This is a genomic window from Tissierella sp. (assembly GCF_052089545.1).
Lineage (GTDB): Bacteria > Bacillota > Clostridia > Tissierellales > Tissierellaceae > Tissierella_A.
On the sequence record NZ_JBQDAA010000009.1, the window covers coordinates 13,654 to 27,102 of the forward strand.

The 13,449-nt window shown below is 28.8% G+C and carries 15 protein-coding genes and 1 pseudogene; 13 read left to right on the forward strand and 3 right to left on the reverse strand.

Annotated features, from left to right (window positions below):
• Both ACTHW2_RS01720 and ACTHW2_RS01725 read left to right on the forward strand, forming a co-directional pair.
• Window positions 1-255: pseudogene (locus tag ACTHW2_RS01720) on the forward strand (hypothetical protein); the annotation flags it as partial.
• A 39-nt stretch (window positions 256-294) separates the two neighbouring features.
• Window positions 295-750 (forward strand): hypothetical protein, encoded by a 456-nt coding sequence (locus ACTHW2_RS01725; protein WP_442262000.1) that lies wholly within the window; start codon window positions 295-297, stop codon window positions 748-750.
• 35 nt (window positions 751-785) lie between these two features.
• On the opposite strand, the gene ACTHW2_RS01730 is transcribed toward ACTHW2_RS01725, so the two are convergent.
• Window positions 786-959, reverse strand: a complete 174-nt coding sequence (locus tag ACTHW2_RS01730; RefSeq protein WP_442262001.1) for a DUF1540 domain-containing protein — start codon at window positions 957-959, stop codon at window positions 786-788.
• A gap of 104 nt (window positions 960-1,063) precedes the next feature.
• On the opposite strand from ACTHW2_RS01730, the gene ACTHW2_RS01735 reads away from it, so the two are divergent.
• Window positions 1,064-1,786 (forward strand): pseudouridine synthase, encoded by a 723-nt coding sequence (locus tag ACTHW2_RS01735; RefSeq protein ID WP_442262002.1) that lies wholly within the window; start codon window positions 1,064-1,066, stop codon window positions 1,784-1,786.
• Window positions 1,787-1,823: 37 nt separating this feature from the next.
• Entirely contained in the window at window positions 1,824-2,384 is a 561-nt protein-coding gene (locus tag ACTHW2_RS01740; RefSeq protein WP_442262003.1) for a DUF6648 family protein, read from the forward strand.
• Window positions 2,385-2,488: 104 nt separating this feature from the next.
• Here ACTHW2_RS01740 and ACTHW2_RS01745 read toward each other — a convergent pair whose 3' ends face one another.
• A complete protein-coding gene (locus ACTHW2_RS01745) occupies window positions 2,489-3,025 on the reverse strand; it encodes a hypothetical protein (protein WP_442262004.1) in 537 nt (178 codons plus the stop codon).
• Window positions 3,026-3,121: 96 nt separating this feature from the next.
• Window positions 3,122-3,601, reverse strand: coding sequence for a hypothetical protein (locus tag ACTHW2_RS01750; protein WP_442262005.1), 480 nt, complete (start codon window positions 3,599-3,601; stop codon window positions 3,122-3,124).
• Between the two features lie 110 nt (window positions 3,602-3,711).
• Between ACTHW2_RS01750 and ACTHW2_RS01755 the strand changes: the two genes are divergently transcribed.
• The 9 genes from ACTHW2_RS01755 to ACTHW2_RS01795 form a co-directional block, all read left to right on the forward strand.
• Entirely contained in the window at window positions 3,712-4,689 is a 978-nt protein-coding gene (locus tag ACTHW2_RS01755) for an RluA family pseudouridine synthase (protein WP_442262006.1), read from the forward strand.
• Window position 4,690: 1 nt separating this feature from the next.
• A complete protein-coding gene (gene glsA, locus ACTHW2_RS01760) occupies window positions 4,691-5,605 on the forward strand; it encodes a glutaminase A (RefSeq protein ID WP_442262007.1) in 915 nt (304 codons plus the stop codon).
• A gap of 175 nt (window positions 5,606-5,780) precedes the next feature.
• On the forward strand, window positions 5,781-7,607 hold the full coding sequence (locus tag ACTHW2_RS01765; RefSeq protein ID WP_442262008.1) for a peptide ABC transporter substrate-binding protein: 1,827 nt from the start codon (window positions 5,781-5,783) through the stop codon (window positions 7,605-7,607).
• 41 nt (window positions 7,608-7,648) lie between these two features.
• Window positions 7,649-8,593, forward strand: coding sequence for an ABC transporter permease (locus ACTHW2_RS01770; protein WP_442262009.1), 945 nt, complete (start codon window positions 7,649-7,651; stop codon window positions 8,591-8,593).
• A complete protein-coding gene (locus tag ACTHW2_RS01775) occupies window positions 8,593-9,561 on the forward strand; it encodes an ABC transporter permease (protein WP_442262010.1) in 969 nt (322 codons plus the stop codon). The genes ACTHW2_RS01770 and ACTHW2_RS01775 overlap by 1 nt, the downstream gene beginning before the upstream one ends.
• A gap of 12 nt (window positions 9,562-9,573) precedes the next feature.
• Window positions 9,574-10,614: an ABC transporter ATP-binding protein gene (locus ACTHW2_RS01780; protein WP_442262011.1), complete on the forward strand. Its 1,041-nt coding sequence runs from the start codon at window positions 9,574-9,576 to the stop codon at window positions 10,612-10,614.
• On the forward strand, window positions 10,615-11,544 hold the full coding sequence (locus tag ACTHW2_RS01785) for an ATP-binding cassette domain-containing protein (protein ID WP_442262012.1): 930 nt from the start codon (window positions 10,615-10,617) through the stop codon (window positions 11,542-11,544).
• 111 nt (window positions 11,545-11,655) lie between these two features.
• Entirely contained in the window at window positions 11,656-12,891 is a 1,236-nt protein-coding gene (gene nagZ, locus ACTHW2_RS01790; protein ID WP_442262013.1) for a beta-N-acetylhexosaminidase, read from the forward strand.
• Between the two features lie 2 nt (window positions 12,892-12,893).
• Window positions 12,894-13,449, forward strand: a 556-nt coding sequence (locus ACTHW2_RS01795) for an ROK family protein (RefSeq protein WP_442262014.1), incomplete at its 3' end; no start/stop codon positions are given.

The following is a 13,449-nucleotide window of genomic DNA, read 5'->3' on the forward strand; positions in this document are numbered from 1 at the left end:
GATTATAAAAAAAGAGTAATAACATTTTTAGAATATCTAAATCCAAATATAGTTGTTCAAAGAATTATAGGAAGAGCTCCTAAAGAAAATGGATTATTTGTAAACTGGAATACATCTTGGTGGAAGATACGAGATGAAATAGTAAAAAATATGGAAGATAATAACTCTTATCAAGGAAAAAAATTTAATTACTTGAATGGAAAAGCTCTAAAAAATATGAAAACAGTTAAATGTAAAAAGACTCATTTTATGTAAATTATTAAATTAATATAAAAGAAAGGCTAGGTGTTTAACATGGTTAAGTTTATTTTAGGTGCTAAAGGGACAGGTAAGACTAAGTGGTTAATAGATAGTGCAAATAGGGATAAGAGAGAGGGCAATGGTAATATTGCTTTTGTTGATGTTGATGACAATCATATATTTACCTTAGATTATGACGTAAGACTTATAAATGCCATGGAATTTAAGATTTCGAATATTGAATCTTTCTATGGCTTTTTATGTGGAATAATTAGCAGAGATTATGATATAGAAAAGATATACGTTGATGGTATTTATAAAATAATGGATATAGGAGTAAAGGACTTAAAGGTTTTAATGGAAAAACTTGAGATTATTTCAAAAAAATTTGGAACAGAATTTTTTATAAATGTAGATTATGTTTTAGAAGATCTACCAGAGGAAATTAAAGAATATTGTATAGAAATAGAACCAATAGCATTTGAAGAAGTAGTAAGAGTAAATGCTTAAATTAAATAAAAAAGGCAGATATCTGCCTTTTTTATTTAATTCATATTTTCGATAGACTTAAATGTATTACAATCTGTTTCTTCGGAAGTATTAGCATCTTTAGGTGCTATTTCTATTATTCCTGCTCCACATTTATCTCCTTCATTATAGTAGAAACAATTATCTACAACACAATTTACACCTTCTATTATGTCATTCTTAGTATCCATTATAATCTCCTTTCCAAAATATATTTAATACTATAAATAGTTTCTTCATATTTTTTAAATTTATACAAATATAATTTTCCTAAAAAGATTAGAAAGGTGATAAAATGTCAAAAGTAGCAAGATTGGATAAAGTATTATCAAACATGGGTTATGGTAGTAGAAAACAAATAAAAAAGATTGTTAAAGAAGGAAATGTTGAAGTAAATGGTGAAGTGATTTTAAAAAATGATTTAAAGGTAAAGCCATACGAAGATGAAATATATTTAAATGGAGAAAAGGTTATATATAGGGAGTTTATTTATATAATGATGAATAAACCAAAAGGACTTGTTTCATCAACTGATGATCCACGAGATTCTACAGTTATAAACCTTCTTTCAGATGAGTATCTTATATTTAAGCCATTTCCAGCTGGAAGGCTTGATAAAGATACTGAAGGTCTTATGCTAATAACAAATGATGGTAAACTTTCTCATGAGCTTTTGTCTCCTAAAAGAGGAGTAGAAAAAACTTATTATGTAGAAGTTGATGGGGTTGTAGAAGAAGAGCACAAAGAAAGATTTAAAAATAGAATAGAATTAGATGATGGCTATCTTACTCTACCTGCAAAATTAGATATTATGAATTCTGATGTAATATCAAAAGCATATTTAACAATAAAAGAGGGAAAATATCATCAGGTAAAAAGAATGTTTGAAGCTCTATCTATGAAAGTTATATATTTAAAAAGAGTTTCTATGGGAACTTTAAGATTAGATGAAAGCTTAAATACTGGTGAATATAGAGAGTTAACAAAAGAAGAAGTTTTTTCATTAAAAAACATTTGATATTTGTGGTATAATAAACTTAAAAGAATTAGAATGGGTGTATAATTTGACAATATATAAAAGAAAAGGAGTTTTTGATAAGTTTTTCGATGAAAGATCTTCTTTGATTATTCAATTTACAAATGGAGACATAAGTAAAAAGGAATTTTTAGAATATAATTTTGACTTAGTAAGAAAAACAAATTTAAAACCATTTTTAAAAGTAGATAGTTATGAAAAAGGTATGTTTAATTATCAATATTATAATGTTCTTGCAAAATATTATAATATGCTAGCAAAAGAAACGAGAAACACTAGAAGACATCGAAAATATTATAAATATTATTATAATAAAGGAAACAACTATTATCATGAAAAAGACAGAGCAGCGCTTAGTTTATTGAAGTTTTTGGAATTTAAAGGAGTAGAAGCTTACTACATAAAGGTAAACTCTAAATTTCTAAAAGATAAACTATATGAAATAGTACTTCTTGATTATGAAGAAGCTATTTTCCACTCTAAAGCTAAATGGCTTCTAGATGTTTTAAAAGAAGAGAATGTTTTTATAGAAGATAAAAAAGAATCTTTAATAGATGGATATATAAACGAGCCATATTAAAATTATAGAATGATTTATGAATAAACTATATCTAATAGTTGATAAAAAAGGTGAAACCAGTACTGGTTTCACCTTTTTTATATCTTAAAATAAAAAGAAAAAGACTAATCGTTCTCCCAATTATCTAATTTTTCCATTATACGATCGTAAGTTTTTTGTGATATATCTGGTAGTCCTCCTAACATTTTCCCAGCTTCTTTAAAGCCCTTGTCAATAGCTTTTTTAAGAGTATCTAATTTACTTTTATCTCCACCAGAAAGTGCTTTTGCAAAGTCTACTATATTATCACTTACTGATTCTACACCCAATGCTCCATCATCAGAAACTAGCTCACTTGCCTCACTTCGTGTAGCCTTATCTATATTAATCTTGGAATTGGGATCTAATATATTAATAGCCTTGCCTTGCTTGGTAATCATCTCTTTAATCATATTCTTTAAAAGATCATAAGATTTTTCTGAAATTTTTTTTAGATTGTCTACTGTTGCTTTGTCATAGAAATGACCTTTATATTCTAATTGTGATTTGTTACGTAATACAGCAGATTTATCATTTTCATTTTGTCTTAGATTAGTTTTTTTGTTTTCAAGATTTTGCTTATTTGGTATATCTTTTAATCGACCTATATTTTCTATTTTCATAATATCCCTCCTATATTTACATATCGGTACAAACGATACAAATTAAACCGTTGATATATAAGAAGAGGGGAGAAGCTTAAAAAATCATAATATATATTATTTTTGATTTGCAATTATTTTTACAATTGTTTCTAGAGATTCATTTTTTGCTATATCAAATTCACCAGAGCGCAATTTCTTTTCTAAATCTAATTCAACTACTTTGTTTTCGAAATCTTTAGTTGACTCAATTAGTCCCTGGTCAACTAATATACTACCAATACCTGTAGAATGAGTACCATTAGGTATTGAAATTTTAATAACCTTAGGTATTTCTTCAGCTTCTTCTTCCTTATCTGTCTCGGGTGTTTTATTTTCCTTATCTGCAACTTTTTTAGTATCATCTTTAGGCACTTCAGCTATTTCCCTATCTATCTCAGATACATCTTCTGAATTCGCCATGCCTAAATTTTCTGGAAATAAAATATCTAGTCTCCAACCAATGATGAGTACTATAGATAATATAATTCCACCCATTATTAGATAGTCTGAGAAATCATATAATACATCTTTTGCTTTTTCTAAATAATCTTTCATCATACTCACCTTCTTTATGTACAAATTATATTTTAAAAATAAATAAAATTTTACTTTATTCTAATATATAATATAATTATAGCATAAAGAGAGGGAAAAGGTGAAAAAACTTGAGAGAAATAGAAATTAATGAAAATGAAAATGAACAAAGAGTAGATAGGTTTTTAAAAAAATATCTTGCTAATGCATCTGCTGGCTTCATATATAAGATGATTAGAAAGAAAAATATTAAAGTTAATGGCAAAAGAACAAAACCAAAATCTATGATATATGAGGGAGATAAGATTCAATTATATCTTGCAGAAGATACAATAAAAAAGTTTGAAGCGGATAGGGAAGAAGTAAAATCAAATATAAAGTTAAATATTGTACATGAAGATGAGAATATAGTTCTTATAAATAAAAAGTCGGGTATGCTCTCACATGGAAGAGGAGGAGAATTTGAAGAAAATGTAGTGGATAGTCTAATTTCTTATCTTATACGTAAAGGCGATTATGTTCCAAGAATAGAAAAAACCTTTACTCCTTCAATATGTAATAGACTTGATAGAAATACATCTGGACTAATAATAGGAGCAAAAAACTATCAAAGCCTTAAGACTATAAATGAAGCTTTGAAAAACTTAAATATAAGAAGATTTTATAAAACTATTGTAAAAGGTGAAATGAACAAAGAGGGTATAGAAAAAGGATATCTTGTAAAGGATGAATCTAAAAATCGAGTTGAAATTTCTTCAAAAAGCTTAGATGGATCTAAAGAGATTATAACTAAAATAAAACCTTTAATAGTAAAGAATGGTTTCTCCCTTGTAGAAGTAGAACTTATAACGGGAAGGACCCATCAGATAAGAAGTCATTTATCTTCTCTTGGGTATCCATTAATAGGTGATAGAAAATATGGTATAGAAAGTATAAATGAAAGATTTAAGGAAAGCTATGGCATAGAAAATCAAGTACTACATTCTTATAAGGTTATATTTAATAATTTAACAGACGGCATGGAATATTTAAATGGTAAATCATTTGAGGCTCCAACAAATGATTTATTTAAGAAGTTAGAAAATGATCTTTTTATTAGGGAGGATTAAAATGGAAAAGATTTTGAAAAAAATCCTAGAAGATAATAAAAAATTTTACAAAGATGGAAAAGTTGCTGATTATATACCAGCGTTAGGAAAAGCTAATATTGAAGATTGTGGTATAACGATAATAGATAAAGATAAAAATATACATAGTGTAGGAGACTATAATAAAAAGTTTACTATACAAAGTATTTCTAAAATTATAACTCTTATGCTTGCGATAATGGATAAAGGTTTTGAAGAAGTCTTTCAAATAGTAGGATATGAGGGGACAGAGAGGCCATTTAATACAATAAGTTACCTTGAAAGTGAGAAGGTTAAAAAAGCAATAAATCCAATGTTAAATTCAGGTGCAATAGCTGTAACATCTTTAATAAAAGGGGATGGAGAAAAAAAGTTTGATAGAATACTTGAATTAGTAAAAGTTTTAGCTTTAAATTCTAAGATAGATTATGATAGGGAAGTTTATAAATCAGAAAAAGATACTGGAGATAGAAATAAAGCTATTGCCTACCTTATGAAATCTAGGGGAATTATAAATGGAGATATAGAATCTACATTAGATAGTTATTTTAAACAGTGTTCTATAAATATAAATACTATAGATTTAGCAAATATAGCTTTTTCTATAGCAAATAGATTCGAAGATGTAGACCTTGAAAGTCACATTGATAAGAAAAAACTTAGTAGTCTTTTGATATCGATAATGGTTCATTCAGGCATGTATAATTTTAGTGGGGAGTGGTCTGCAAAAGTTGGTATACCTTCAAAATCTGGTGTTGCTGGCGGTGTCTTAAGTGTAGTTCCAGATAAATATGGCATAGGTTTTTTTGGACCATCATTAGATGAAAATGGAAACTCTATTTTAGGATATAAGGTAATAGGAGAACTTTCAAATGAGTTAGATTTAAATATATATTAAATTAAATAATGATTATTTAAATCAATAAATAAAGAGCTAGTAAAAATGTTAACATTTTTACTAGCTCTTTTAATATTTACAAAAATATTAATATTTTTATAATACTTCTAATATAGATATATATAGATAAGTTTAATTATTTAAAAATTGACTTATTATGAATAGGAGGGAAGATATGAAAAAAGTATTGTCTATAATATTGATATTAACATTATTAATTTCTGGATGTGTCAATAAATCTTCAAACAAAGACGCATCTGAAGAATATAGGTCGGTTTATTCAGGAGAGATAACTACATTAAATTATCTAGTAACCTCTAGTACAAATGAATTTGCTGTTGCTGCAAATCTTATAGATACATTAGTAGATTATGATAAGTACGGTGTAATAAAACCTTCTTTATCTACTGAATGGGAAGTTAGTGAAGATAAACTAACTTATACTTTCAAAATAAGGGAAGGAGTAAAATGGGTGAAAGAAGATGGGAGTGAATACGGAGAAGTTACAGCTAAGGACTTTGTAGATTCACTATCCTATATATTAGATAGTAAAAATGAATCTCTAACAGCAAATATTGCATATGGTGTAATTAAAAATGCTGAAAAATACTATAACGGTGAAGTTGAAGATTTTGAAGATGTGGGTGTAAAAGCAAAAGATAAATATATATTAGAATACACACTAGAAGAACCAGTTCCTTATTTTTTGTCTATGCTTACTTATGTGTGTTTTTTTCCAGTTAATGGAGAGTTCTTAGAAGAAGTAGGAGAAAAGTTTGGAACAGATAATAAAAATATTCTTTATAATGGGGCTTACATATTAGAGAAGTTTGAATCACAAAGTAAGAGAATTTTAAAGAAAAATGAAAAATATTGGGATATAGATAAAGTACATATAGAAAAACTTGTTGCATCATATAATAAAGAAGCAGAAAGCCTATCACCAGAACTTTTTTTAAGAGGAGAAATAGATGATGCTAGTATACCATCTACAGTATTGAATGAATGGATGAAAGATGATAAAAAAGAAGGATTACTTAGACCAAACAGGACAAATAATTATAGTTATTTTTATGCACTAAATTTTGACCCCAAGTTTGCAGAAGAATATGAACCAGATAATTGGAAAGAAGCTGTAAATAATATAAATTTTAGAAAGTCATTATTTCATTCCTTGGATAGAAAAGCTGCTATGTTGACAACAGAGCCATTTGAACCAGAAAAGAGAATTCATAATACTATAACTCCTAAAGACTTTGTAAATATAAAAGGGAAAGATTATACTTCATTTGGCTCCTTGGAGAAAATAGTGGATATAGATACTTTTGATAAATCTAAAGCAATAGAATTCAAGGAAAAGGCTATGGAAGAATTGGATGGAAAGGTAAAATTTCCAGTTAAAATATTAATGCCATATAATACAGGTGTTCCTGAATGGGCCAATAGAGCACAGGTAATACAGCAACAAATGGGAAATCTCTTAGGGAAAGATTTTATAGAAATAATTATAGAAGCAAAACCTCCTACAGGATTTTTAAAAGATGTAAGAAGAGCAGGACAATTTGCATTACTTGAAGTAAATTGGGGACCTGACTATGCAGATCCTGAAACATTTACTGATCCATTTACAAGGGAAGGAACTTATAATAAACCTCATTTAGCCATAAACTATATTGAAGAAAATGGGAGGAGCAAATATGAAAATATGCTAAATTTAGCAAAAGAAGAAATTGTGAATATAGAAAGACGGATGTTATTATTTGCAGAAGCAGAAGCATTCCTTATAAATGAAGCTTTTATAATTCCTTATGGGTTAGGTGGTGGAGGATACGTAGCTTCAAATTTAAATCCTTTTGAAAAACTTTATTCGCCTTATGGATTATCATCTGAAAGATTTAAAGGTCAAAAAATAATGGAAGAGCCTATGAATACTGAAGAGTTTGAAGAAAGGTTAAAGATTTGGGAAGAGAATCGGGAAGAGGCATTAAAATATTCTAAATAAAATATGTGTAATATATATCTTAAAAAGAAAGGAGGGGGAAAATGATAAAGTATGCTTTAAAAAGGCTATTTCAATCTTTACTAACTCTTATTGTAGTCATAACAATAGTATTTTTACTTATGAGACTTATGCCAGAAGAAGGATATTTTGGAGAAGGTTATGAAAAACTTGATGAAGGTCAAAGAGAAGCTATACTTACTAATATGGGGCTTAGGGATCCTATTCATGTTCAACTTTTAAGTTTTTATAAACAAATTTTAAAAGGAGATTTGGGAAAATCTATAATATATAGGCCTAAGGTAGAGATATCTACTATATTAAAAAATAAAATCCCCTATTCTTTAAACTTTGGACTAACAGCAATGTTTATATCTTTAGTTATTGGAATACCCCTTGGCATAATAATGGCTTTAAATAAAGGGGCGTTTTTAGATAAAATGGGAACTATATATATAGTTTTAATAAATGCAATTCCTGCTGCAATCTACTATCTATTTATTCAAATATATTTGACTCAAAAACTTGGCCTGCCCATTCTTTTTTCAGAAGATAGACCGCTATCCTTTATATTACCCACATTGTCTATGTCATTAGGTGGGATTGCATCCTATGCTATGTGGATGAGGAGATATATGGTAGATGAAATAAATAAAGACTATGTAAGCCTTGCTCGGGCTAAAGGAATGAGAAATAGCAAAATTATGATTTCACATGTACTTAGAAACGCATTTGTTCCTATGGCCCAGTATCTTCCAAGTGCTATCTTACTTACAATAGCAGGTTCTATATATATTGAATCTTTATATTCCATTCCCGGAATGGGAGGTTTACTTGTGGATGCAGTTCAAAGACAAGATAACACACTTGTTCAGAGCTTGGTGCTTATTTATTCATCAGTAGGTATACTGGGACTTTTCATAGGTGATATATTTATGGCAATTTTAGATCCAAGGATTACTTTATCAAAAAAGGCAGGTGGAAGATGATGAGTAATAAAAAAATAGTAAAACTCTCAGATTCTTTAAATAATAACTTGTTTACATTTGCAAGATTTAACAGAAGATCGGCTAATAAAACAGGATATTCAAATTATTCGTATTGGAGATCTACTTTTAAAGTATTTTCTAAAAATAAAGTGGCTATATATTTTTTCTATATGCTTATATTTCTTTTAATCTTTACAGTAATACAGCCATATTTACCTGGACAAATACCTCCAACTGAAATTTCGATTGATCCTAATACAAATATGCAGCTTGTAAATCAACCTCCAAGTAAAACATTTTTATTTGGCACTAATTCGATAGGTCAAGATCTTTGGTCAAGAATTTGGAGTGGAACAAGGACTTCTTTATTTATAGGAATATTAGTAGGGTTATGGGAAGCTATTATTGGAATTATAATTGGTTCTTTATGGGGATATGTTAGAAACTTAGATAGAATAATTACTGAAATTTACAACGTATTTAACAATATACCAACTACTATTGTAATGGTGCTTTTAACTTATATAATGAAACCCAGTATAGCAACATTAATTTTTGCCATGTGCATAACTGGATGGATAGGTATGGCAAGATTTATAAGAAATCAAATTATAATAATAAGAGATAGAGAATATAATCTAGCTTCTAAAACTCTTGGAACTTCAACCACGAGAATAATATTTAAAAATTTACTTCCATATTTAGTGTCTGTAATTATGCTTCGCATGGCTCTTAGTATACCAGCTGCTATAGCTAGTGAAGTGTTTTTAACTTATATAGGACTTGGACTTCCTATAAACATACCTTCCCTTGGAAATTTAATAAATGAAGGTAGAGGTGTTATGATGAATAGTAGCTTAAGATATCAGTTGATATTTCCTTCTATAATACTTTCCCTTATAACTATCTCTTTTTATGTTATAGGAAATGTATTTGCTGATTCTGCAGATCCTAAAAATCATATATAGGAGGTAATATAATTGGAAAGACAAGAAAAAATACTTAGTGTAAAAGACTTAATTGTAAAGTTTAAATTAAGAGGAGAGACATTAACAGCTATTAGAAAGGCCTCAATTGATGTATATAAGGGAGAAAGCCTTGCTATTGTGGGTGAATCTGGGTCGGGTAAATCTGTTTTTATAAAGTCCTTTATGGGACTATTAGATAAGAATGGCTTTATAGATGAGGGAAATATTTTTTATAAGGGAGAAGATATTTCAAAATATAAAAAAGAAAAGGATTGGATTAAAATAAGGGGTAGAGAAATTGCTATGGTTTTTCAAGAGCCTATGACTTCTTTAAATCCATTAAAAACTATTGGAAAGCAAATTAAAGAAACAATTGAACTTCATAGCATTCTAAAGGGAAAAAAAGCAAAAGAGAAAACTATAAAAATATTGGAAGATGTAGGAATACCTAGTGCTCATAGGAGATATAATCAATATCCTCATGAATTTTCTGGAGGGATGAGACAAAGAGTAGTTATTGCTATAGCCATTGCCTGTAATCCCAAAGTATTAATATGTGATGAACCGACCACATCTTTAGATGTAACTATACAAGCTCAAATTTTAAAACTGTTAAAAAATTTAAAGAAAAAATATAATTTAACTACTATATATATAACCCATGATTTAGGAGTAGTTGCAAATGTAGCGGATAGGGTTGCTGTTATGTATGCTGGAGATATAGTAGAGATAGGAAAAGTTGAAGAAATATTTTATAATGCAAAACATCCTTATACATGGGCACTTTTATCATCGCTTCCTCAATTAGGTGAAAGGGGTAAAGCACTATATTCAATCGAAGGGACTCCACCAAATCTATTTAATGAAATAAAAGGTGATGCTTTTGCACCTAGAAATCCTAAGGCTTTAAAGATTGATTTTTTGAAAACACCTCCCTATTTTAATATTAGCAAAACTCATAAGGCTAAAACATGGCTTCTAGATACAAGAGCCCCTAAAGTAGAACCTCCTGAAGATATAAAGAAGTTAAATAAATTTTTAGGAGGATCTTAAATGAATAAAGATGCCATATTAAGAGTTGAAAATTTATCAGTAGAATTTGGGAAAGGCAAAAATAAATTTAAGGCTGTTGACAATGTAAGTTTTGATATTTACAAAGGTGAAATATTTGGCTTAGTAGGAGAATCAGGATCTGGTAAGACTACTATAGGAAGGGCAATCATAAGGCTAAATGAAAACTCAGGAGGAAATATAATTTTTGAGGGAGAAGATATAGCGGGAAAATTAAAAAGAGAAAAGGAGCAAAAAGTCAAAAAAGATATTCAAATGATATTTCAAGATCCTATAGCTTCTTTAAATGAAAGAGCAAAAGTAGATTATATAATTTCTGAAGGGGTTTTAAATTTAAATAAAAATATAGGTAAAGAGGAAATAAAGAAAAAGGTCGATAGAGCCTTACTTGATGTAGGTTTACTTCCTGAATTTTCATCTAGATTTCCCCATGAGTTTTCTGGTGGACAAAGACAAAGAGTAGGAATAGCGAGGGCTTTAATCATGGAACCTAAATTTATTATAGCAGATGAACCTATATCTGCTCTTGATGTTTCTATTAGAGCACAAGTTTTAAATCTATTATTGAAACTACAAAAAAACAATAATTTGACATATCTTTTTATAGCCCATGACCTATCAGTTGTAAAGTTTATAACTGATAGAGTAGGCGTAATCTATAAGGGTAAAATAGTAGAAATGGCACCAACAGAAGAATTGTTTAAAAATGCTATCCATCCTTATACCAAATCACTTTTATCTGCTATACCTTTACCAGATCCTTTAAGAGAAAAGAGGAAGAGGTTAAAAATATATGACCCAAAGATTCATAACTATGTAAAACAGCCACCAAAATGGGTAGAAATAGAAAAGGAACATTTTATATTAGCCAATGAAATAGAAATAAATAAATATAAGAAGAGATTAAAATAAAACCTGTTATAGGTTTTATTTTTTTATATATTTGTAAAGACTACATATATAAGCTAAAATAAAATTATAATGAAAGAGGAGATTTATTTGGGGAAAAAATCTTGTTATATAATGCTTTTATGTTTAATCGTCTTTGCATCTGTAAGTTGTAATAAATTAATAGATGAAAATACAAAAGGATCTAAGGAGAATGATAAATTAGTTGATTTAGAGGACAAAAATAGCTTAGAAGATACAAAGGATAGCACCATGGAAAGAATAAAAAGTATGACACTTAAGGAAAAAATAGGTCAACTCCTTATAGTAGGTTTTGAAGGAACAACAATTAATGAAGATATTAAAAAATATATAAATGACTATAAGGTAGGTGGCGTCATATTTTTTTCTAGAAATATAAAAAATATTGATCAATCTATAAAACTAATAAATGATATAAAAATACAAAATAAGAAAAACAATATACCTTTATTTATTTCGATAGATGAGGAAGGTGGTAGGGTATCTAGACTGCCAAGTGAATTTAAAAGATTACCCTCTGCTAAAATAATTGGTGATATAGATAAAAAAGAGGTATCTTTTGAATATGGAAAAATAATAGGCGAAAGATTAGATAAACTAGGATTTAATCTTGACTTTGCTCCCGTATTAGATATAAACTCCAATTTGAATAATCCTGTAATAGGAGACAGAGCTTTTGGAAATAAGACAGAAGTAGTAACAAGAAATGGTATTGCTACAATGAAAGGATTAAAAGATAAGGGGATAATAGCTGGAATAAAACATTTCCCTGGCCATGGAGATACAGAAATAGATTCACATAAGGATCTTCCAATTATAGATAAGGATATAAAAGCCTTGAAAGAATTAGAGCTAGTACCATTTAAAAACGCTATAGAAGAGGGGGCGGATATGATAATGATAGGTCATATACTTTATAAAGATATTGATGAAAGTTATCCAGCTACAATGTCCAAGACTATAATAGAAGAGATCTTAAGAAATGAACTTTCATTTGAAGGGGTAGTTATATCAGACGATATGACTATGGGTGCAGTGCTTAAAAACTATAGCTTAGAAGATGCTAGTGTAAAATACTTAAACTCTGGAGGAGATATATTACTTATTTGTCATGGGGAAGATAATCCGGAATTGGTATTTAAAGCTGTAGAAGATGCAGTGAACTCTCAAAAAATTAGTGAGAAAAAAATAGATGAAAAAGTATATAGAATATTGAATTTAAAGGAAAAGTACAATATAGATGATGGCTTACTAAAGGAAGCTAATGTAGAAGATATAAATAAAGGGGCAGATGATTTTTTGAAAAATACAGTTAAACTAAAGGAGTAATGATGAAAAAATCAATTGGAATAGATCTAGGTGGAACAAGTGTATTTGGAGGAGTAATCAATGAGGAAGGCGAAATATTAAAGAAAATTAAGAGAGATACCTTCACGGCTAACAATAGAAAAGATGTATTAAGTAGTATAAGAGAAGTAATTAATGAACTTCTAGAAGAAGACATAATTGGTATTGGAATAGGTTCTCCAGGTTTTATTGATTCTGAAAAAGGTAAGGTACTAGAAGTTGGAGGAAATATAGTTGGATGGGCAAACACTGATATTAGAAGAGAGTTACAAACCTTTTTTCCTAAACACCCTATTTTTATAGAAAATGATGCGAATGTAGCTGCAATGTGTGAAAAATGGGTAGGAAATGGGAAAGACTTGAAAAGCTTTTTAATGATTACACTTGGAACTGGTGTGGGTGGTGCTGTCTTTTTAGAAAAGGAAGGAATATTAAAAGGACAAAACTATCAGGCGGCAGAATTTGGACATGCAATACTATATCCATTTGGTCCAAAGTGTACTTGTGGACAAAATGGATGTGTAGAAAGGTATATTTCAG

What these genes read in the sequence shown, in the direction of transcription:
- glsA (WP_442262007.1), top strand. Translation starts at nt 4,691, where the DNA reads ATGGAAAAGATTTTGAAAAAAATCCTAGAAGATAATAAAAAATTTTAC.
- ACTHW2_RS01785 (WP_442262012.1), top strand. Translation starts at nt 10,615, where the DNA reads ATGAATAAAGATGCCATATTAAGAGTTGAAAATTTATCAGTAGAATTT.
- nagZ (WP_442262013.1), top strand. Translation starts at nt 11,656, where the DNA reads ATGCTTTTATGTTTAATCGTCTTTGCATCTGTAAGTTGTAATAAATTA.
- ACTHW2_RS01775 (WP_442262010.1), top strand. Translation starts at nt 8,593, where the DNA reads ATGAGTAATAAAAAAATAGTAAAACTCTCAGATTCTTTAAATAATAAC.
- ACTHW2_RS01765 (WP_442262008.1), top strand. Translation starts at nt 5,781, where the DNA reads ATGAAAAAAGTATTGTCTATAATATTGATATTAACATTATTAATTTCT.
- ACTHW2_RS01770 (WP_442262009.1), top strand. Translation starts at nt 7,649, where the DNA reads ATGATAAAGTATGCTTTAAAAAGGCTATTTCAATCTTTACTAACTCTT.
- ACTHW2_RS01725 (WP_442262000.1), top strand. Translation starts at nt 295, where the DNA reads ATGGTTAAGTTTATTTTAGGTGCTAAAGGGACAGGTAAGACTAAGTGG.
- ACTHW2_RS01730 (WP_442262001.1), bottom strand. Translation starts at nt 959, where the DNA reads ATGGATACTAAGAATGACATAATAGAAGGTGTAAATTGTGTTGTAGAT.
- ACTHW2_RS01735 (WP_442262002.1), top strand. Translation starts at nt 1,064, where the DNA reads ATGTCAAAAGTAGCAAGATTGGATAAAGTATTATCAAACATGGGTTAT.
- ACTHW2_RS01750 (WP_442262005.1), bottom strand. Translation starts at nt 3,601, where the DNA reads ATGAAAGATTATTTAGAAAAAGCAAAAGATGTATTATATGATTTCTCA.
- ACTHW2_RS01745 (WP_442262004.1), bottom strand. Translation starts at nt 3,025, where the DNA reads ATGAAAATAGAAAATATAGGTCGATTAAAAGATATACCAAATAAGCAA.